The sequence below is a fragment of the Mesorhizobium sp. M1399 genome (assembly GCF_040317735.1).
In the GTDB taxonomy this organism is placed as follows: Bacteria; Pseudomonadota; Alphaproteobacteria; order Rhizobiales; family Rhizobiaceae; genus Mesorhizobium.
The window spans coordinates 111,433-131,292 of the sequence record NZ_JAMYKZ010000016.1 but is presented as its reverse complement, the minus strand read 5'-3'; the positions used below and the strand labels follow the sequence as shown (position 1 = coordinate 131,292).

Genomic DNA, 19,860 nt, shown 5'->3' with positions numbered 1-19,860 from the left:
TCAGAGAAAGAACGGCGTAGGGCCATGCCTGCCTTAGAATGGGCCAGAGGAACGACTCGCGTATCCACGGAAATTGCGGAAACAGCGAACCCAGTCCGTAGTAGAGCAGCCAGAGCTGGAGCAGCAGCGGCGTGCCGCGAACAATCGTGCAGAACACCTTGGCCGGCACGCTCAAGATCGGCGGGCCGATCACCTGCGCCAGGCCGAGGGGGATGGCGAGCGCGATGCCCAGAGCCGACGTTACCACAAGCAGCCAGATGGTCCGCCATATGCCTTGCAAAGCCAGCGGCAGATAGGTGGGAAGCCAATCCCAGCGCATGAGGAAAATCGATGCCAGTACGACAACCAGCGCGATCAGGATCAGAGCTATGCGGTGTGGCTGCATCCAGAGCGAGGCCCGTGCGACGGCGTCAATGACCGGGGTTTCGGTCGCCATCAGTGCGATCCCGCGATCGACGGCATGCCGCGTCGCGCCCAGCGCTCAACCCGCCCGATGACGACGTTGGAGACGAGGGTCAGAACGAGATAAAGCGCGCCCGCCGCCATGAAGAAGGTGAAATAAGCCTTCGTCGCGCCGGCTGCCGTCCGTGTGGTTTGGGTCAGTTCATTGACGCCGACGATCGCGAGAAGCGCGGTGTCCTTGGTGGCGATCAGCCACAAATTTGCCAGCCCCGGAATGGCGAAGGGCAGCATCGCCGGCAGCGTTATACGCCTGAGAAGCAGGCCGGGAGGCATTCCATAGGCCCGCGCGGCTTCGATCTGGCCTTGCGGAACGGCGCGGATTGCGCCGCGCAAGACTTCGGTGGAGTAGGCGCCCTGCACGACCCCGAGCACGCCTATGCCGGCGACAACCCCGTTGATGTCGATCGCGGCATAGCCGAGCGCGGTAAGCAACTGGTTGATGAGGTCGGTACCAGCGAAATAAAGCAGCAGGATCAGCACCAGCTCGGGCACGGCGCGGACCACTGTGGTGTAAACTTCCAGCAGGTCACGGACCACCGGCCCGCCATAGAGCTTGCCATAGGCGCCGCCGACGCCGATCAAAAGACCAACCCCAAAGGAACCGAAAGCAATTCCGACGGAGTTTGCCAGCCCATGCAGAAGGCTGAGACCCCTGCCGTTCGGCGGTTCGAAGGACAGCAATTCCAGCGAACTGGCTCCGAACATGGTGGCGAGAACGTCGCTCAGCTTATGTCCCCTGGACTTGCGGGTTGAGGCGCCAATGATGCGTCAAGCCGACATGCCCACCGCGACGACGGCGGCTAGGCATGCCCGGCTTGACGCCGTTGCCGTCAGTTGGACTGCGACGCTTCGCCGTAGATGTCGAAATCGAAGTACTTCTTGGTGATTTCGGCATATTTGCCATTGGCCCGAATGGCCTTGATGGCGGCATTGATCTTGTCCTTGAGCTCGGTGTCGCCTTGGCGCATGCCGGCGCCGACGCCCGGCCCGAGCACTTCAAGGTCCGGCGCGACATAACCCTTGAGGTCGCAGCACGCCTTGCCTTGGTCCGACTTCAAAAACGCGTCGAGCGCGATCGAATCGGCCTGAGTGGCATCGATCCGGCCGGCGGCGAGATCCTGATTTGCCTCGTCCTGCGTCTGGTATTCCTTGATTTCCGCAGCGTCGGTGAAGTGCTTCTTGGCGTAGGCGGCGTGCACCGTAGACGCCTGAACGCCGACTATCTTGGCTTTCAACCCCTCTGGCGTCGCATCGAATTTCTGATCCTTGGCGCCGATCACCGCAGTCGGCGTGTTATAGTATTTGTCGGAGAAGTCGATTTCCTTCTTGCGCTCGTCGGTAATGGACATCGAATTCATGATCGCATCGATCTTCTTGGTTTTAAGCGCCGGGATGAGGCCGTCCCACGGGACTGGCGTCAATGCGCAATCCAGCTTGGCTTCGCCGCAAATGGCGTTGACGATGTCGACTTCCCAGCCACCCCACTTGCCGGAAGCATCCTGCGAGTAAAACGGCGGATAGGCTTCCGGCGAAAAACCCACCTTGATCTGTTCGGCGCTTGCCGAAAATGCGCCCGACAATGCGATCAGCGTGGCCGCGAGCGCCGTTTTGAGAAAAGGTTTCATTTTTCAGTTCTCCCGTTTTTTGGTTTTGACGTTCCCGTCTGCTTTTCTCGCAAGTCATCCAACATTGCGCAGAAACTGCTTCAGCCTTTCGGATTTTGGTGCGCCGAAGATCTGTTCCGGCGGCCCTTCTTCCTCGACCAGCCCGTTATGGAGATAGACGACATGCGTCGCCACCTCGCGGGCAAACTTCATCTCATGCGTGACCAGCACCATGGTGCGGCCTTCGCGCGCCAGGCCGCCGATCACCTTCAGCACTTCGCCGACCAACTCCGGGTCGAGCGCCGAGGTCGGCTCATCGAACAGCATGACGCGCGGATTGATGGCCAGCGCCCTGGCTATCGCTGCGCGCTGCTGTTGGCCGCCCGACAGATAGGCGGGGTAGACGTCGCGTTTTTCGGCCAGGCCGACGCGGGCGAGCAGCTTTTCCGCCTCGCCGATCGCTACATCGCGCTTGACGCCGAGCACATGCACGGGAACCTCGATGACGTTCTCGATCAACGTCATGTGGCTCCAAAGATTGAAGTTCTGGAAGACCATGCCGAGCTTGGAGCGGATGCGTTCGATCTGCTTGCGGTCGGCGGGCACGGTGTGGCCGTGGCTGTCGGCCTTCAGCTTTATCTCTTCGCCATTGACGCGGATGATGCCGCTGGTCGGGTTCTCCAGGCAATTGATGCAGCGCAGCAGCGTCGACTTGCCCGAGCCGCTGCCGCCGATGATGGCGATCACCTCGCCATCGCGCGCCGACAGCGAAACGCCCTTCAATACGTGCAGCTTGCCGAAATTCTTGTGCAGGTTCTCGACGTGGATGGCTTCGGCGGCGCCGTTCTGCACCGTATGCTTCAGGGCGGTGGCCGGCGCTGTCATCGTCGCGGTGCCCCGCGGAGCAGCCGAGGCAGTCCTTGCTGGAATTTATTACCCATTACCCGTCACTGGACAGCGTTCCGATTCTCAAGATGGACCGTTCCGCTTGCCTCCGTCAACCGCAGTTTTTGGACCATTGATCACGGCCTGCCGAGTGGCTATTGGCAGGAGGGAGCGCGTTTCAGGAGAATTTAGTGGGCAAAGCATACGGGTCGCAGTCGATGGCCGGGCCGCTGCAGCGCGTGCTGATGCGCTCCGCCGCCAGCGCCATGCATCGGGCCGAAGCACTGGAATGGCACTACGGTCCCGGCTTCGATCCGCAAAAAGCGGCGGCCCAGCATGAAGCGCTGGCCGGGCTGATTTCCGGCTCAGGCGCCGAGATCGAATGGCTGAGCGACGCCGATGACGGGCTTGCCGATTCTGTCTTTACCCACGATCCCTCGCTGATGACCGACCATGGCGCGGTCATCCTTGCCATGGGCAAGGCGCTGCGCCGGCCCGAGCCCGGCCTGCACGAGGCAGCTTATGGGCGCATGGGCATACCTGTCCTCGGCCGTATCGAGACTCCCGGCCAGGTCGAGGGCGGCGACTGCGTGTGGATGGATGCAAACACACTGGCGGTCGGCCGCGGCGTACGCACCAATCAGCACGGCATCCAGCAGCTCTCCAACCTGCTTTCACCCAAAGGCATCCAGGTCTATGGCTTCGACCTGCCGCTCTGGCAAGGCGAGGACGCCTGCCTGCATCTGATGTCGGTGATCAGCCCGCTCGCCGACGATCTGGCGCTGGTCTATGGGCCGCTCCTGCCGGTCGCCTTCCACCAGATGCTGCGTGCGCATGGCATTCGCCTGGTCGAGGGCGACGCCGACGAATTCTTCGCCTCGAGCGGGCTCAGCCTGAACGTCCTGCCGACCGCGCCGCGCCAGGTTATCGCCGTTGCCGGTTTTCCGAAGACGGCGGCTGCCATGCAGGCCGCCGGCTGTACGGTCTCGACATTCGAGGCCGATGCGCTGTGCATTGCCTGCGAGGGCGGCCCAACCTGCCTCACGCGCCCGGTGCTAAGACAATGACGACGATCGGCGAAGCGCTCATCACCTTGCTGGAAGCGCACGGCGTCGACACCGTCTTCGGCATTCCCGGCGTGCACACGGTCGAGCTCTACCGCGGGCTTGCGCGGTCGAAGATCCGTCACGTCACGCCGCGCCACGAGCAGGGCGCCGGCTTCATGGCTGACGGCTATGCGCGCGCCAGCGGCAAGCCGGGTGTCGCCTTCGTCATCACCGGGCCGGGGCTGACCAACACCATCACCGCCATGGGCCAGGCGCGCGCCGATTCGGTGCCGATGCTGGTAATCTCGGGCGTCAACGCCACGCCGACGCTGGGCAAGGGCCTTGGCCATCTGCATGAACTGCCGGACCAGCGCGGCATGATGGAGAAGGTGGCGCTGTTTTCGCACCGTGTCACCGAGGCCGGCGAATTGCCCGGCGTGCTCGCCCGCGCTTTTGCACTTTTTTCATCCTCGCGTCCGGGGCCAGTGCATATCGAGATCCCGACCGATGTCATGACCATGCCCGCCACCGGCATCGTGGCGCTGCTGCGGAATTCGGCCCCGCCCGAGCCGGGCGCCGCGGTGATCGCTGAGGCAGCCAGGCTTTGCGCTGCCGCCCGCCGGCCGCTTATCCTGGCCGGCGGCGGCGCCAAAGCTGCCGAAGCGCCGTTGCAGCGCCTGGCCGAGAGGTTGGGAGCGCCGGTCGTCCAGACCGCCAATGCGCGCGGCCTGCTCTATCGCCATCCGCTTGGCGTGCCGGCCAGCCCCAGCCTGAAGGCGGTGCGTGCGCTGATGGCCGATGCCGACCTGGTCATCGCCGCCGGTACCGAATTCGGTCCGACCGATTATGACGGCTATGGCGACGGCGGTTTTGTCCTGCCCGCCAATCTGATCCGCATCGACATCGGCGCCGACCAACTTACCAGGCGGCCGGCCCGGATTTCGATCCAGGCCGATTGTGGCGCAGCGCTCGAGGCGCTGCATGCCGAACTCGGCATGGGCCAGGCGCAATCAGGCGACGGCGCCGCTCTCGCGGCCGCGACGCGGCAAGCGGCCTTTGCCGAGATTGGCCCAGCTATGCAGGCGCAATTGCGCGCCGTCGAGACGATCCGTGATGCGCTGCCTGGCTCGATCATCGTCGGCGATTCGACCCAGCCGGTCTACGCCGCCAACCTCTATTACGATCACGACCGGCCGGGCGGCTGGTTCAACGCCGCTACCGGCTTCGGCGCGCTCGGCTATGGCCCGCCGGCGGCGATCGGTGCTGCCCTTGCCAGGCCTGAGGCGCCGGTCGTTTGTCTCACCGGCGACGGCGGCTTCCAGTTCACCCTGCCGGAACTGGGCGCCGCGCTCGACGCGGCGGCGCCGGTGATCTTCGCCGTCTGGAACAATCGCGGCTACCGCGAGATCGAAACCTCGATGCTCGATGTCGGCGTCGAGCCGGTCGGCGTCTCCCCGGCACCGCCGGATTTCTGCAAATTGGCCGAAGCCTATGGCATTGCCGCCGAGCGGATTTCCGGCGCCGGCGGCTTGGCGGACGCGCTACGGCGCGCGCGGGCGGCTGGACGACCCTACGTCATCGAGATTTCGGTTGAGTGATTGCGCGAAAGGCGCGACCTTCCGCATCGGCGGCGCGCAACGACGGAGCGGTCGAATATGACGGAAACACTGGACGGCAGACATATCGTGGTGACCGGCGGCACCGGGGCGCTTGGCGGCGCGGTCGTAGGGAAACTGCTGGAGCAGGGCGCGATTTGCCATGTGCCCAATGCCCACGCTGCCGCGCCTGCCCATTTTCCCTTCCCGGCACATGACCGCGTCAGGCTGGCGCACAATGTCGACCTCGCCGACCCTGCCAAGGTCGATGCCTTCTATGCTAGCGTTCCGGATTTGTGGGCATCGGTGCATCTGGCCGGCGGCTTCACCGCCGCACCGGTCGAGAAGATCGAGCCCGCCTCCTTTGCCGAGATGATGGACACCAACGCCCGCACCACCTTCCTGTGCTGCCGCGCGGCGATACGCTCGATGCTGGAATCTTCCGTATCGGGCCGCATCGTCAATGTCACCGCGCGAGCCGGGCTCGATCCGCGGCGCGGCTCCGGCAAGGTGGCTTACGCTGCCGCCAAGGCGGCGGTCGCCGCGATGACCGTGGCGATGGCCGAAGAGCTGAAGGGCAAGGGCATACTGGTCAACGCCGTGGCGCCCTCGACCCTAGACACGCCGGCCACCCGGGCTGACATGCCGGGCGCCGATTTCAGCAAATGGGTCAGCTTGGAAGCAGCCGCGGAGGCCATTGCCTACCTCGCTTCGCCGGCCAATCTGGCGATGAGCGGCACGCTGGTGCCGCTTTACGGCAGGGCCTGAAATTCAGGTCGGGTGCAAAAAAGGCCCGCCGGATCGCTCCGGCGGGGCTTTTTGTTTCGTTTACAACCTGCGCGAGGCGCAGTGTTGGCTTAGCTGCCCTGCTTCTTCAGCGCGGCACCCAGGATGTCGCCCAGCGAAGCGCCGGAGTCAGTCGAACCGTACTGGGCGACCGCTTCCTTCTCTTCGGCGATTTCCAGCGCCTTGATCGAGACCTGCAGCTTGCGGGTCTTCTTGTCGAAGGCGATGACGCGGGCGTCGACCTTCTGGCCGACAGTGAAGCGCTCGGGGCGCTGCTCGTCGCGGTCACGGCTGAGGTCGGAGCGCTTGATGAAGGTCTCGATGCCGCTGTCGACCAGCCGCACTTCCAGACCGCCATCCTTCACGCCGATAACCTCGCAGGTGACGACTGCGTTCTTGCGCAGTTCGCCTGACGTCGCCGCTTCGCCGACCGTGTCCTTGGCCAGCTGCTTGATGCCGAGCGAGATGCGCTCCTTGTCGATGTCGACGTCGAGCACCTGCGCCTTGACCATGTCGCCGCGATTGTACTCCTCGATCACCTGCTCGCCCGGACGGGTCCAGTCGAGGTCGGAAAGGTGGACCATGCCGTCGACATCGCCTTCGAGGCCGATGAACAGGCCGAACTCGGTCTTGTTCTTGACCTCGCCCTCAACCTGGCTGCCGACCGGATGGCTGCGCGCGAAGGCCTCCCACGGGTTCTCCAGCGTTTGCTTGAGGCCGAGCGAGATGCGGCGCTTGGCCGGATCGACTTCGAGCACCACCACGTCGACTTCCTGCGTCGTCGACAGGATCTTGCCGGGATGCACGTTCTTCTTGGTCCACGACATTTCCGAAACGTGGATGAGGCCTTCGATGCCCGGCTCCAGCTCGACGAATGCGCCGTAGTCGGTGATGTTGGTAACGGTACCCTTGATCTTCTTGCCGATCGGGAACTTGGTGCCGATCTCGGACCACGGATCGCTCTCGAGCTGCTTCATGCCGAGCGAGATGCGGTGGGTTTCCTGGTTGATGCGGATGATCTGCACCTTGACCGTCTGGCCGATATTGAGGATTTCGGTCGGATGGTTGACGCGGCGCCATGCCATGTCGGTGACGTGCAGCAGGCCGTCGATGCCGCCGAGGTCGACGAACGCACCATAGTCGGTGATGTTCTTGACGACGCCTTCGACCACCTGGCCTTCTTCGAGGTTCTGCACGATTTCCGAACGCTGTTCGGCGCGGCTTTCCTCGAGTACGGTGCGGCGCGACACCACGATGTTGCCGCGGCGGCGATCCATCTTGAGGATCTCGAAGGGCTGCGGGTTGTGCATCAGCGGCGAGACGTCGCGGATCGGGCGGATATCGACCTGGCTGCGCGGCAGGAAAGCCACGGCACCGTCGAGGTCGACGGTGAACCCGCCCTTGACCTGGTTGAAGATGACGCCTTCGACGCGTTCGCCCTTGGTGAACTTCTCTTCGAGACGGACCCAGCTCTCTTCGCGGCGGGCCTTTTCACGCGACAGCATGGCTTCGCCAAGCGCGTTCTCGATACGCTCGACATAGACCTCGACCGTGTCGCCGACCTTGAGCGTCGTGTCCTTACCCTTGACGCCGAATTCCTTCAGCGGCACGCGGCCTTCGACCTTGAGGCCGACGTCGATGATGGCCATGTCCTTCTCAATGGCGGTGATGATGCCCTTGACGACCTGGCCTTCGCCGGAATGGCCGGCGGAAAATGATTCTTCGAGCAGGCTCGCGAAATCATCGCGAGTGGGATTTGCAACTGACATAGTTTCTCCTGGAATGCCCCGCAATCTGTCGCGGGGCGGGCGCCGTGGGTTAGCGTTGCGTTGGCCTGCCGGCGTTCCGGGCAAAAAGCCCTGGCCGCCTTTGGGCGGCAATTCCGGCGCATGAAGAATGCTGGCAGGCTGGTCCATGCCCGATATGGGAATTCTTTTTGTCGCCGGCAATCGGCGGCGGCAGGAAAACCCGGCTCAGGCTTCGTTTCTCTTGGCCAGGACGTCATCGATGATCGCCCGAGCTGCCAGAAACGCGGCTTCTATAGCCATTTCCGACGTGTCGAGCAAGTGCGCATCGGCTGCCGGTTTCAAGGGCGAGTCCATGCGGCCCATGTCGCGCTCGTCGCGACGCACGATATCGGCAAGGATTTCATCGAAATTGGCAGTGCCGCCGATGCTCTCGATTTCGTCCAGCCGCCGCTTTGCCCGCACCTCGGCACTGGCCGTGACATAGAGTTTTACGTCGGCATCGGGACAGACGACAGTGCCGATGTCGCGGCCGTCGAGCACCGCGCCCGGCGGGGTTTTTGCAAAGTCGCGCTGCTTGTCGACCAGGATGCGCCGCACCGACGGGATGACAGCCACTTTCGAGGCAGCCTCTCCGACGGCGTGTGCCGAAAGCACGGCGCGGTCGAGCTTTGCCAGATCGACCTGACGAGCCGCGGTTTCAGCGGCCGAGACATTGTCGAGCGGCAGGCCGAGCCGGAGCAGCGAGTGCGCCACCGCGCGATAGGTGAGGCCGGTGTCGAGCAGGTTTAGCCGGTAGTGATCGGCGAGCCGTCGGGCAAGGGTGCCCTTTCCAGCGCCTGCAGGGCCGTCGATGGCGATGGTGAAGCCTGTCGTCATTCGAAACCTCGATGCAAGTGCCTCACTCCATCGGCGCTCGAAGTCAACCGCGTTGACCTCCGAGGCCTCGAACTGATTGTCGGAATTGATCTCTGTGAGATCGGGAAAGCCTTCTACGGAATTTCTGGTGCCCCCGATCTCGATATCCTCCGACCCGTCGAGGGCAGCGCCGCGAATGGCAAAACCCACGGAGCCATCGGTATAGAACTCGATAGTCCGGTTCTGGAAATTGTCGTCGGCAACTTCATACCAGAGATGGGACGGCTCCCCCGGTATGCGATGTTTCCAATGAACGTAAAAGTATCTCACTCGATCTCCGCACCCAGCCCCTTCATCAGCCCCATGAATTCCGGAAAGCTCGTTGCGATCATCGCCTGGTCGTCGATGGTTACCGGTTTTTCCGTCGCCAGCCCCATCACCAGGAAGCTCATGGCGATGCGGTGGTCGAGATGGGTCTGGACGATGGTGCCCTGTCCGTTGGGATGCTGGCCGAGGCCCTTGCCGCCCGGTTTTCCGCGCACGACAAGCGCGGCCTCGCCTTCGCTGCAGTCCACACCGTTGAGCTTCAGCCCTTCGGCCACCGCCGACAGCCGGTCGGATTCCTTCACGCGCAGCTCTTCCAGGCCAAGCATCAGCGTTTCGCCCTCGGCGAAGCTGGCCGCCACGGCAAGCACCGGATATTCGTCGATCATGGTCGGCGCCCGTTCGGGCGGTACGGTGACGCCTTTCAGTTCGGAATAGCGCACGCGCAGGTCGGCAACATCCTCGCCGCCTTCATTGCGGCGGTCGAGAATGTCGATCCGGGCGCCCATTTCTTGCAGCGTCAAAAGAAGCCCCGTGCGCGTCGGGTTCATCAGCACGTTTTCGATGGTGATGTCCGAGCCCGGCACGATCAGCGCCGCCACCAGCGGAAAGCCGGCCGAGGAGGGGTCGCCAGGCACCGCGATGGTCTGGCCGGTGAGCTTGCCCTGGCCTTCGATGAAAATGTGGCGCACGCCGCGCTCGTCGGTCTCGACCGACAGATTGGCGCCGAATCCCTTGAGCATCTTTTCGGTGTGGTCGCGCGTCATCACCGGCTCGATGACGGTGGTGATGCCCGGCGTGTTCAGCCCCGCCAGCAGCACCGCCGACTTGACCTGCGCCGATGCCATCGGCACGCGGTAGGTGATCGGCGCGGCGTGCTTGGGCCCGCGCAGCGTGATCGGCATGCGGTCGCCGGGTGTCGCCTTCAGCACCTGCACGCCCATCTGGCGAAGCGGTTCGAGCACGCGGCCCATCGGCCGGCCGGACAGCGAGGCGTCGCCGATGAAGGTGGTTTCCATGTCATAGGTGCCGACCAGGCCCATGGTGAGGCGGGAGCCCGTGCCGGCATTGCCGAAATCGAGCGGGCCCTCCGGTTGCAGCAGCGCGCCATTGCCGGTTCCGCGGATCACCCACTCAGTGCCATGCTTCTCGATATGAGCGCCCATCGCCTTCATGGCAGCGCCCGTACGCATCACGTCCTCGCCTTCCAGTAGTCCGGTGATGCGGGTTTCGCCGGAGGCCAGCCCGCCAAACATGAAGGAACGGTGCGAGATCGACTTGTCGCCCGGCACCCGTGCCGCGCCGGAAAGACCAGATGATTTTCGGGCGGTGGCCTGCTTCGGGGCGGCAGTGTGCGACATGGTTCTTTCCTGGAAACGCCGGCGGCCGGCCATTTTCTTGTGGTTTGCGCGGTCTCCTATCATGGCGGATCGAGATGGTCATCCCCTTGGTACGAAGGCCTTCGAATTCAAGCTTTTTGGGACGCCGGCTTTTCGCTTTGACAGCGCCGTAAACTCTGGTTAAGGGGACCAAACTTTCATCGACGAGGCTTGCTGTGGCAAAACCCGAACTTGGCACCAAACGCATCGACCCGGAGACGGGTCGAAAATTCTATGACTTGAACAAGGACCCGATCGTCTCGCCTTACACGGGCAAGAGCTATCCGCGCTCCTATTTCGAGGAAGGCAAGATAGCCGCCCTCGAGGAGGAAGAGGAAGTTGCCGAGAAGGAAGTGGACGCCGAAGAGGAAGAGGGCGTCGAGGTCGTCTCTCTCGAAGAGGCGGACGAGGACGCGAAGGCCGACGAGCTTCCCGATCTCGGCGATGACGAGGACGACGTTGACCTTGGCGATGACGAGGATGACACGTTCCTTGCCGACGAGGAGGAAGAAGACGACGACGTTGCCGACATGATCGGCGTCGGCGAAGACGACGACGAAGTCTGAGCGAACCGCATTCGCCGGCTTTCGCGGCGCTGCCTAGAAAAAGCGGTTCTTGAAGGCTTGATATTGACTGAAGGCGGGGTTAGAAGCCGCCTGCACTAACGACGCGGTCTCAACCCGCGCCGGATCTCTTCGCCGGAAACGGCGCCGGCGAACTGCCGGAGTGGGGCCATAGCTCAGTTGGGAGAGCGCTTGAATGGCATTCAAGAGGTCGTCGGTTCGATTCCGATTGGCTCCACCAAAAGTTCTTTCACGTTTTCAGAAAATTAGTTTCCACCCCCTCAGGGGCCTTGCCTTGGAAAGGTCCGGGGCACCGCCAGCGCACCGCACAAAACATTTTTCAGGTCCGAAGCAGCAATGCCTGACAGCGGTGGACGAGATATCGATCTTGGCGCCAGTAGCTTGCGTTCATGCACGCCCGGCGGCAAGGATATCGCGGCAACATCGTATGTGGGGGCAATATGGAATCGGAAAACTCGCTGCTCGGGATCTTCATCTCCTGGATGCCGATGCTGATTTATCTCGCAGCAAGCCTTTGGGTTTCTATCTGGCTCACGTTCAAACTCATCCACGTTCAGCAAGCGATGGTGCAGGCGCAAGAAGGCATCTTGACCAAGTTGACTGATATCGACAACCGCATGTCTGGTAAGCCGAGCCAAGACTGAGGTCCGAAGCTACTGTTCCCCAACTGTTTTCAGCTGCAGCGGTCGACCGGGATACCGCTAATTATACCGGCCAATTGGATGCGGTGGCTCGACGGCGCCCGGTATCGCCACATGAAAATCGGTCTTTTGGACTAACGCTTCATTTTGTCGATACGCTCGCTAAGAGCCTTCACCGCTGCCGTATTTTCCCGAATTTCTTTGGCGATCTCTTTCGCGGCGTTTGCCATGACGATCCTTGAGCGGTTTGCCATCCAAAGCAGAAACGCCATAAGAATCAGGAAAGGGATGCCAACGAGAAGTGCTCGCATTATTGCAGCTTGGTGGCTCATTTCGCTTTCTCCGAGTCGTAGGCTGCCACGCCGTCGACGATCTTCGTGATGTGCTGAGCTTCTGCCATCGGTTCCCTCTTCAGCTGTGACGGACGCCAGCGATAATCGCGTTTATCGGTAGTCACCCCCAAGCCGGAATCGATTCCCTTTTGGGCCGAGGCCGAGCGGCTTCAATTCGTCCAGATCGAACACTGAACCACTTGACCCGTTGCCTGATCACGAACCCTTTTCGAAAACACGCGATGGAGGCCCATTGCGCGTGATCTAGCTTCCTTCGTCGCAACGTAATCGGGATAGCCGACATGCCACTGCCAGAGGAAGTTTGGTGGGGCAGGTTTCCACGTAACCTTGGATCCAAAGGCCGCATTGTCCGGATCTGTTCTATCGAACCGGCAGTCGACGGCTACGGGCATCATGCCCTTCTTAGCCATTGCGTCGGAAACCCCGTAAGCAGTTCGCTTCGTAAGCCATCCATCCGCGCCGCTAGTCGAAACTGTAGTGCACCCTGCCAGAGATATGCTCGACATCAAAAGCCCGATGGCCAATGCGTTGCCTGCGAATGATCGCCGAGTGCCAACCTGATTCTGTTTCATACCCGATCCCCACAACTGAAAGTAGTGCAGGCTAGATGGGGATACGGCGCGAAACAAGGGAGCGCGCCTCTTCTTTGGTTCGGCCGGTCGTGCGCCGTGCGCGGTGCGACAGGCGAGCGGCGAGCGGCAAAATTTCAAACTGAGACACTATCTAACTGCCACCTAATACAGGTTCTTTGAGCTAACTCCCCCTGGCGCGCGTACTGGTCGCGAATCCCATTCGTCGCGCGCTATTGGAGTCTGGATATAGTGCGCCAGAATCCAGGGTCGCGTCCCGTCTGTTTCCGGTCTGTTTTCAGGCATGAAATTCCCTTGCCCGGGTCGCTGTTCCTTCACTGTTTTCAGTGCGCATCGGACACTGTTCCGCCGCTGTTTTCAGCGAGGGTGCCAACTGTTTCCTAACTGTTTTATCAGTTGCAGCGCTTAACCGAAATCGTCCATTAAATTGGACTAAGCCATCGTCGCATATAACTGGCTTGGAAATGACTCCCCCACTCTTTGCGCTCCCGGGCTGCCCGCCGCCTATCGCGGAACCTAGCTGAGACTAGTGTAGTCGGCCGCCCGGCTTGGGCTCGCCGGTCCAAAAGTAGTGAGCCCGTGCCCGGTCAGTGCATTTTTCTGGCTGTGGTTTGAACCGCGAGCGCCGGGTCTGAACCAGGCAGCGGGCTGAAATGACCGCTGAGCAAAACTCCGTTACTTGTTGCAGTTCTGCATATCCGACGTCATGGCGCCGCTGGGGGTATTGTTGTCGGTATCGCTGCCCGCCGTATCCTTGCAGCGGTCCTCCATACCGTTTGTCTGCGGCGTGGTGGCGTTCGTTGCGTTCGGATCGATCGTGTTCGGGGTAGTTGCGCTGCCGGTCCCGATGTTGCCGCCGGAAGTGCCTGTGTTGACGCCGGTATTGCCATCGGCGCTACCGGTCCCGGAGCCCATCGATTGTGCCATGGCAGATGTGGCCAGGCCGATAGCAAGTAGGAATGCAGAGAGAATTTTCATCATCTTAGTGTCTCCATCGAGTTGCATCGCTCTATCGCGATCTATACCCAACGAGAGTTTTTTCGAGATGTTCCGTTTGGCATAAATAGTGATCGATACAACCATTATGGATCTTTGTTGCTCGTCGTTTCGTGAATGCGGCTGCGAAATTCCTGCCGCATAGCGGCAATTTCGTCTGGAACCAAATCGAGCATGCCGCGTTATTGCGCTTGCGGGGAGTTGTGTCGGCCGCAGGGGACAGTTTCACCAAGACATTCAAGAAATCCGTGAGCTGGGAGGGGCGCTGTGAGCGTGCTTGCATCCACAAGGCAATTGGACCACCGTCAAATACTGAACGCGCTGAAGGCTTTTCGGAGCGGTGATTTCTCCGTTCGCATCGATAATGTCTACACCGGCCTCGATTCCGAGATCGCCGACACCTTCAACGAAATCGTAGAACTCAACGATCAGGTCACGCGCGAGTTCGAACGCCTCAGCAAGGTCGTCGGCAAGGATGGCCGGATCGGCGAACGCGGCCGTGTCCGCAACGCTACCGGCAGTTGGGAATCGAGCGTCCGTTCCGTCAACGATCTGATCGAGGACATGGTTCAGCCGACGGCCGAAGTGGCGCGCGTCATCGGCGCGGTCGCCAAAGGCGACCTGTCGCAGACGATGATGGTCGAAATCGACGGCCGGCAGTTGCGCGGCGAATTCCTGCGCATCGGCAAGATCGTCAACACCATGGTCGGGCAACTGGCCTCCTTCGCCTCGGAGGTGACGCGCGTGGCGCGCGAGGTCGGCACCGAAGGCAAGCTCGGCGGCCAGGCCCGCGTGAAAGGTGTGGCCGGGACCTGGAAGGACCTGACCGACAACGTCAACGCCATGGCGACGAACCTGACCGGGCAGGTGCGCAACATCGCCGAGGTGACGACCGCCGTCGCTTCCGGCGACCTGTCGAAGAAGATCACCGTCGATGTGAAGGGCGAAATCCTCGAGCTCAAGAACACCATCAACACGATGGTCGACCAGCTCAATTCCTTCGCCTCGGAAGTGACGCGCGTTGCGCGCGAGGTCGGTACAGAAGGCAAGCTCGGCGGCCAGGCGCGCGTCGAAGGTGTCGGCGGCACCTGGAAGGACCTGACCGACAACGTCAACCTGATGGCAGAGAACCTGACCGGCCAGGTGCGCAATATCGCCGAGGTGACCACTGCTGTGGCGCTTGGCGACCTGTCGAAGAAGATCACGGTCGACGTCAAGGGCGAGATCCTCGAGCTGAAATCAACCATCAACACCATGGTCGACCAGCTGAACTCATTTGCCGGCGAAGTGACGCGCGTCGCCCGCGAAGTCGGCACCGAGGGCAAGCTCGGCGGCCAGGCGCAGGTGCGCGGCGTTGCCGGCACCTGGAAGGACTTGACCGACAACGTCAATTCGATGGCCGAGAACCTGACCGGCCAGGTCCGCAACATCGCCGAGGTGACGACCGCGGTTGCTTCGGGCGACTTGTCGAAGAAGATTACCGTCGCCGTGCAAGGCGAAATCCTCGAGCTCAAGGACACCATCAACACGATGGTCGACCAATTGAACTCCTTCGCCTCGGAAGTGACGCGTGTGGCGCGCGAGGTCGGCACCGAAGGCAAGCTCGGCGGCCAGGCCGAGGTGAAGGGCGTCGGCGGCACCTGGAAGGATCTGACCGACAACGTCAACCTGATGGCCGCCAACCTGACCGGCCAGGTGCGCAACATTGCCGAGGTGACGACCGCCGTGGCCCGCGGCGACCTGTCGAAGAAGATCACCGTCGACGTCAAGGGCGAAATCCTGGAGCTCAAGGACACCGTCAACACGATGGTCGACCAGCTCAATTCCTTCGCCTCGGAAGTGACGCGTGTGGCGCGCGAAGTGGGATCGGAAGGCAAGCTCGGCGGCCAGGCGCATGTCGAGGGTGTCGGCGGCACCTGGAAAGATTTGACCGACAACGTCAATGCCATGGCCGGCAATCTGACCGTGCAGTTGCGCGACGTGTCCAAGGTGGCGACGGCAATTGCGACCGGCGACCTCACCCAGAAGATCACGGTCGATGCATTGGGCGAGATCCTGCAGATCAAGGACGTCATCAACACGATGGTCGACCAGCTGAATTCCTTCGCCTCCGAGGTGACGCGCGTGGCGCGCGAAGTCGGTTCCGACGGCAAGCTCGGCGGCCAGGCGCAGGTGCGCGGCGTTGCCGGCACCTGGAAGGACCTGACCGACAACGTCAATGCGATGGCCGCCAACCTGACCGGGCAGGTGCGCAACATCGCCGAGGTGACGACTGCGGTGGCGCTTGGCGATCTGTCGAAGAAGATCACGGTCGACGTGCGCGGCGAGATCCTCGAGCTGAAGGACACCATCAATACGATGGTCGACCAGCTGAATTCCTTTGCCTCGGAAGTGACGCGCGTGGCGCGCGAGGTCGGCACCGAGGGCAAGCTCGGCGGCCAGGCGCAGGTGCGCGGCGTTGCCGGCACCTGGAAAGATCTGACCGACAATGTGAATTCGATGGCCGAGAACCTGACCGGCCAGGTTCGCAACATCGCCGAGGTCACCACCGCAGTGGCGCGCGGCGACCTGTCGAAGAAGATCACCGTCGACGTCAAGGGCGAGATCCTGGAGCTGAAATCGACCATCAACACCATGGTCGACCAGCTGAACTCCTTTGCCGGCGAAGTGACGCGTGTCGCCCGCGAGGTCGGCACCGAGGGCAAGCTCGGCGGCCAGGCACGGGTCGAGGGCGTCGCCGGCACCTGGAAGGACCTGACCGACAACGTCAACCTGATGGCGACGAACCTGACCAACCAGGTGCGCGGCATCGCCGATGTCGTGACCGCGGTCGCGCAAGGCAATCTCAAGCGCAAGCTGACGGTCGATGCCAAGGGCGAGATCGCCTCGCTCGCCGACACCATCAACGGCATGATCGAGACGTTGGCGACCTTCGCCGATCAGGTGACCAACGTCGCCCGCGAGGTGGGCATCGAAGGCAAGCTCGGCGGCCAGGCCCGCGTGCCCGGCGCCGCCGGCCTTTGGCGCGACCTGACCGACAACGTCAATCAGCTTGCGGCCAACCTGACCACCCAGGTGCGCGCCATCGCCGAAGTGTCGACTGCGGTGACCAAGGGCGATTTGACCCGCTCGATCAGCGTCCAGGCCTCCGGCGAGGTCGCGGCGCTGAAGGACAACATCAACGAGATGATCCGCAATCTGAAGGACCAGACGCTGAAGAATGCCGAGCAGGACTGGCTGAAGACCAATCTCGCCCGGTTCTCGCGCATGCTGCAGGGCGAGCGCGACCTGGCAACGGTCTCGCGTCTCATCATGTCCGAACTCGCGCCGCTGGTGAATGCGCAATATGGCGTGTTCTACGTGACCAACCGCGACGAGGATGAATTCTATCTGGAACTCGCCGCCTCCTATGGCGCCGAAAGCAAGGCGGAGATCAAGCAACGCCTCGATCTGCGCGAAGGCCTTGTCGGGCAAAGTGCCGCCGACAAGCGCGCCATCATGCTGGACAATGTGCCGCCGAATTTCCTGCGCGTCACGTCGGGCCTTGGCAATGCCGCGCCGGCCAACGTGATCATTCTTCCGGCTCTGTTCGAGGACGAGGTGAAGGCCGTCATCGAACTCGCCTCGTTCAGCGAATTCCGCGACACGCACCAGTCATTCCTCAACCAGCTGATGGAATCCGTCGGCATCGTTCTCAACACCATCGCCGCCACCATGCGCACCGAAGGCCTGCTCAAGCAGTCGCAGCTGCTGACCTCGGAGCTGCAGGCGCGTCAGACCGAGCTGACCAAAAAGCAGGAAGAGCTGCACGCCACCAACGAGGAGCTGCAGGAAAAGGCGCAGCTGCTCGAGAACGAAAAGAAGCAGGTGGAGAACAAGAACCTCGAAATCGAGATGGCGCGCCGTGCGCTGGAGGAGAAGGCCGAGCAGCTGGCGCTTACCTCGAAATACAAGTCGGAATTCCTCGCCAATATGAGCCACGAACTGCGTACGCCGCTGAACTCGCTGCTCATCCTTTCAAACCTGCTCGCAACCAACCAGCAAGGCAATCTCAACGACAAGCAGGTCGAGTTCGCGCGCACCATCAACTCGGCCGGCACCGACCTTTTGAGCCTCATCAACGATATCCTCGATCTGTCGAAGATCGAATCGGGTACCGTCTCGATCGATATCAACGACATGCCGGTGGTGCATCTTCGCCAGCATATGGAGCGAACCTTCCGGCAGCTGGCGACCGACAAGGGGCTTGGCTTCGCCATCAACGTCGATCCCGAGCTTCCGGAGACCGTCCGCACCGACGAGAAGCGCTTGCAGCAGATTGTGCTCAACCTCTTGTCGAACGCGTTCAAGTTCACCTCCGAGGGCGAAGTCAGCTTGAATTTCCGGGCCGAAAAGACTGGCCGTCACAACGGCTCGGTGCAACCGATGGAAGCGCTCGCTATCGCGGTCACCGATACGGGCATCGGTATTCCGCAGGACAAGCAGAAGCTGATTTTCGAGGCCTTCCAGCAGGCCGACGGCACCACCAGTCGCAAATATGGCGGCACCGGGCTTGGGCTCTCGATCAGCCGGGAGATCGCCCGGCTGATCGGCGGCGAATTGCGGGTCGAGAGCACGCCGGGCAAGGGTTCGACGTTCACGCTGGTCATCCCGTTCGACGGACCTCGGATGGCCTTGGCCCCGCAAGCGGCCTTGCTGCCGGCGATGGAGGTGGTCGCGACGACGGCGCAGCCGAGCCCGCCATCCTCCGAATTGCTTGATGACCGCGATACGATCTCACCGGAAGATAGGGTCGTGCTGATCGTCGAGGACGACCCGACCTTTGGCGGTTTGCTGCTCGGCCTGGCGCGTTCGGCCCGGCTGAAGGGCGTCCTGTCGACCGCGGGCTCTGGCACGCTGGCTTTGGCCCGCAAGCTGGTTCCCGATGCGATCACGCTGGATCTCGGACTATCGGATATCGACGGCTGGGTGTTGTTCGATCTGCTTCGCCATGACCCGAAAACCAAGGACATTCCCGTCCATGTCATCTCGGGTGCCGAAGATATCGAGGTGCTTGCCCGCAAGGGCGCATCCACCATTTCAACCAAGCCCGTGTCGGCGGACGAACTGATGAAGGTCTTCCAGGACATTCACTCCAGAAAGCTCCGCGTCCAGCGCCGCGTTCTGATTGCCGATACCGATCCCGAGCGCCGTCTCTCGTTGATCGAGGCGATCCGCGACGGCGTCACCTCGGTCACCGCGATCGGCCGCGTCGCGGCGAATGCCGACGACATCGGCATAGCCGGCTATGATGCCGTTGTGCTCGGCCTTGGCCGCTCGGCCAAGGACAACGCCCAGATGCTGGATGAGATTGCCGTCCTGTTCGGGCAGTCCGTGTCGCGACTGTTGTTCTTCGCGCCGCATCCGGAAGCGCTGCAACAGTCGCTCGCCTTGCATCCGGCATTGGCGGACGTTCCGCGGGCGGAGAATTTCGCGCAGCTGGCTCTCCTGATATCCGCAACGCTCCCGGGGCGAGGCCACGACAGTTCGGCAGCCGAACAGCCGGATAAATTCGACCTCGCCGGCGCAAAGGTCCTCATCGTCGACGACGACATCCGCAACATCTATTCGCTCACCAGCGTTCTTGAGACCTATGACATCCAGGTGCTGCACGCGGAGCGCGGTAGGGAAGGTATTGCGCTTCTGGAGCAGAGCCCGGATATCGACGCCGCATTGATCGATATCATGATGCCGGAGATGGACGGCTACGAGACGATGCGGCAGATCCGCGGCATGCCGGCAATCGCCCATATCCCGTTGATCTCGGTTACCGCCAAGGCAATGAAGGGCGACCGGCAGAAGTGCCTCGACGCCGGCGCCTCTGACTATATCGCCAAGCCGGTCGACCTCGACCTGCTGCTGGCCTTGCTGCGTGTCTGGATCGGCCGCTCGCGATCCCGTGTCCATCGTCCGGAAAAGACGCTCATGGCAGTGAACTGACGGCCGCTCGATGCAGAAACTGTCGAGAAACGG

General features: G+C 62.2%; 15 protein-coding genes, 1 tRNA gene and 1 pseudogene. 7 read left to right on the top strand and 10 right to left on the bottom strand.

Features of this window, described 5'->3' with window-relative positions:
* From NKH05_RS25700 to NKH05_RS25685, 4 genes are all read right to left on the bottom strand, one after another.
* Nucleotides 1-436 (bottom strand): ABC transporter permease subunit (locus NKH05_RS25700; RefSeq protein ID WP_353026355.1); only part of this gene is annotated, 436 nt, incomplete at its 3' end.
* Nucleotides 436-1,167, bottom strand: a complete 732-nt coding sequence (locus tag NKH05_RS25695; protein ID WP_036244431.1) for an ABC transporter permease — start codon at nucleotides 1,165-1,167, stop codon at nucleotides 436-438. The genes NKH05_RS25695 and NKH05_RS25700, both read right to left, overlap by 1 nt.
* Before the next feature lie 125 nt (nucleotides 1,168-1,292).
* A complete protein-coding gene (locus NKH05_RS25690) occupies nucleotides 1,293-2,087 on the bottom strand; it encodes a transporter substrate-binding domain-containing protein (RefSeq protein ID WP_352483947.1) in 795 nt (264 codons plus the stop codon).
* Between the two features lie 54 nt (nucleotides 2,088-2,141).
* Nucleotides 2,142-2,951, bottom strand: coding sequence for an ABC transporter ATP-binding protein (locus tag NKH05_RS25685; RefSeq protein WP_353026353.1), 810 nt, complete (start codon nucleotides 2,949-2,951; stop codon nucleotides 2,142-2,144).
* Nucleotides 2,952-3,169: 218 nt separating this feature from the next.
* Between NKH05_RS25685 and NKH05_RS25680 the strand changes: the two genes are divergently transcribed.
* The 3 genes from NKH05_RS25680 to NKH05_RS25670 are packed head-to-tail and all read left to right on the top strand — an operon-like array spanning nucleotide 3,170 to nucleotide 6,360.
* Entirely contained in the window at nucleotides 3,170-4,018 is an 849-nt protein-coding gene (locus NKH05_RS25680; RefSeq protein WP_031193690.1) for a dimethylarginine dimethylaminohydrolase family protein, read from the top strand.
* Nucleotides 4,015-5,595: a 5-guanidino-2-oxopentanoate decarboxylase gene (locus NKH05_RS25675; protein WP_352495727.1), complete on the top strand. Its 1,581-nt coding sequence runs from the start codon at nucleotides 4,015-4,017 to the stop codon at nucleotides 5,593-5,595. The genes NKH05_RS25680 and NKH05_RS25675 overlap by 4 nt, the downstream gene beginning before the upstream one ends.
* A 57-nt stretch (nucleotides 5,596-5,652) precedes the next feature.
* On the top strand, nucleotides 5,653-6,360 hold the full coding sequence (locus NKH05_RS25670) for an SDR family NAD(P)-dependent oxidoreductase (protein ID WP_353026351.1): 708 nt from the start codon (nucleotides 5,653-5,655) through the stop codon (nucleotides 6,358-6,360).
* An 89-nt stretch (nucleotides 6,361-6,449) separates the two neighbouring features.
* Here NKH05_RS25670 and rpsA read toward each other — a convergent pair whose 3' ends face one another.
* The 4 genes and pseudogenes from rpsA to aroA form a co-directional block, all read right to left on the bottom strand.
* On the bottom strand, nucleotides 6,450-8,147 hold the full coding sequence (rpsA, locus tag NKH05_RS25665) for a 30S ribosomal protein S1 (protein WP_023676278.1): 1,698 nt from the start codon (nucleotides 8,145-8,147) through the stop codon (nucleotides 6,450-6,452).
* A gap of 204 nt (nucleotides 8,148-8,351) precedes the next feature.
* On the bottom strand, nucleotides 8,352-9,002 hold the full coding sequence (gene cmk, locus NKH05_RS25660; RefSeq protein ID WP_023718022.1) for a (d)CMP kinase: 651 nt from the start codon (nucleotides 9,000-9,002) through the stop codon (nucleotides 8,352-8,354).
* 30 nt (nucleotides 9,003-9,032) lie between these two features.
* A pseudogene (locus tag NKH05_RS25655) lies at nucleotides 9,033-9,311 on the bottom strand (DUF6881 domain-containing protein); the annotation flags it as partial.
* Nucleotides 9,308-10,666, bottom strand: coding sequence for a 3-phosphoshikimate 1-carboxyvinyltransferase (gene aroA / locus NKH05_RS25650; RefSeq protein WP_353005351.1), 1,359 nt, complete (start codon nucleotides 10,664-10,666; stop codon nucleotides 9,308-9,310). The pseudogene NKH05_RS25655 and the gene aroA, both read right to left, overlap by 4 nt.
* A 194-nt stretch (nucleotides 10,667-10,860) precedes the next feature.
* Between aroA and NKH05_RS25645 the strand changes: the two genes are divergently transcribed.
* The 3 genes from NKH05_RS25645 to NKH05_RS25635 all read left to right on the top strand — a co-directional run bounded on the left by NKH05_RS25645 (nucleotide 10,861) and on the right by NKH05_RS25635 (nucleotide 11,912).
* Complete coding sequence (locus NKH05_RS25645) at nucleotides 10,861-11,250, top strand: TIGR02300 family protein (protein ID WP_023676282.1); 390 nt, start codon at nucleotides 10,861-10,863, stop codon at nucleotides 11,248-11,250.
* A 162-nt stretch (nucleotides 11,251-11,412) separates the two neighbouring features.
* Nucleotides 11,413-11,488 (top strand) — tRNA-Ala (locus tag NKH05_RS25640).
* A gap of 220 nt (nucleotides 11,489-11,708) precedes the next feature.
* The gene (locus NKH05_RS25635; RefSeq protein ID WP_352548929.1) at nucleotides 11,709-11,912 is read left to right on the top strand and encodes a hypothetical protein; all 204 of its coding nucleotides are present in this window, start codon (nucleotides 11,709-11,711) and stop codon (nucleotides 11,910-11,912) included.
* Between the two features lie 131 nt (nucleotides 11,913-12,043).
* Here NKH05_RS25635 and NKH05_RS25630 read toward each other — a convergent pair whose 3' ends face one another.
* A complete protein-coding gene (locus tag NKH05_RS25630) occupies nucleotides 12,044-12,241 on the bottom strand; it encodes a hypothetical protein (RefSeq protein WP_031193688.1) in 198 nt (65 codons plus the stop codon).
* Between the two features lie 1,286 nt (nucleotides 12,242-13,527).
* Nucleotides 13,528-13,935 carry a hypothetical protein gene (locus NKH05_RS25625; RefSeq protein ID WP_023718016.1) on the bottom strand — a complete coding sequence of 136 codons (408 nt, stop codon included), beginning with the start codon at nucleotides 13,933-13,935 and terminating at the stop codon, nucleotides 13,528-13,530.
* 186 nt (nucleotides 13,936-14,121) lie between these two features.
* Here NKH05_RS25625 and NKH05_RS25620 point away from each other — a divergent pair, with 186 nt between their 5' ends.
* Nucleotides 14,122-19,827: a HAMP domain-containing protein gene (locus tag NKH05_RS25620; RefSeq protein WP_352483997.1), complete on the top strand. Its 5,706-nt coding sequence runs from the start codon at nucleotides 14,122-14,124 to the stop codon at nucleotides 19,825-19,827.
* Nucleotides 19,828-19,860 lie beyond the last annotated feature (33 nt).

Excerpts from the sequence above, each read along its gene's own strand:
- NKH05_RS25695 (WP_036244431.1), bottom strand. The coding sequence starts at position 1,167 with ATGTTCGGAGCCAGTTCGCTGGAATTGCTGTCCTTCGAACCGCCGAAC.
- NKH05_RS25690 (WP_352483947.1), bottom strand. The coding sequence starts at position 2,087 with ATGAAACCTTTTCTCAAAACGGCGCTCGCGGCCACGCTGATCGCATTG.
- NKH05_RS25685 (WP_353026353.1), bottom strand. The coding sequence starts at position 2,951 with ATGACAGCGCCGGCCACCGCCCTGAAGCATACGGTGCAGAACGGCGCC.
- NKH05_RS25680 (WP_031193690.1), top strand. The coding sequence starts at position 3,170 with ATGGCCGGGCCGCTGCAGCGCGTGCTGATGCGCTCCGCCGCCAGCGCC.
- NKH05_RS25675 (WP_352495727.1), top strand. The coding sequence starts at position 4,015 with ATGACGACGATCGGCGAAGCGCTCATCACCTTGCTGGAAGCGCACGGC.
- NKH05_RS25670 (WP_353026351.1), top strand. The coding sequence starts at position 5,653 with ATGACGGAAACACTGGACGGCAGACATATCGTGGTGACCGGCGGCACC.
- rpsA (WP_023676278.1), bottom strand. The coding sequence starts at position 8,147 with ATGTCAGTTGCAAATCCCACTCGCGATGATTTCGCGAGCCTGCTCGAA.
- cmk (WP_023718022.1), bottom strand. The coding sequence starts at position 9,002 with ATGACGACAGGCTTCACCATCGCCATCGACGGCCCTGCAGGCGCTGGA.
- aroA (WP_353005351.1), bottom strand. The coding sequence starts at position 10,666 with ATGTCGCACACTGCCGCCCCGAAGCAGGCCACCGCCCGAAAATCATCT.
- NKH05_RS25635 (WP_352548929.1), top strand. The coding sequence starts at position 11,709 with ATGGAATCGGAAAACTCGCTGCTCGGGATCTTCATCTCCTGGATGCCG.
- NKH05_RS25630 (WP_031193688.1), bottom strand. The coding sequence starts at position 12,241 with ATGAGCCACCAAGCTGCAATAATGCGAGCACTTCTCGTTGGCATCCCT.
- NKH05_RS25625 (WP_023718016.1), bottom strand. The coding sequence starts at position 13,935 with ATGGTTGTATCGATCACTATTTATGCCAAACGGAACATCTCGAAAAAA.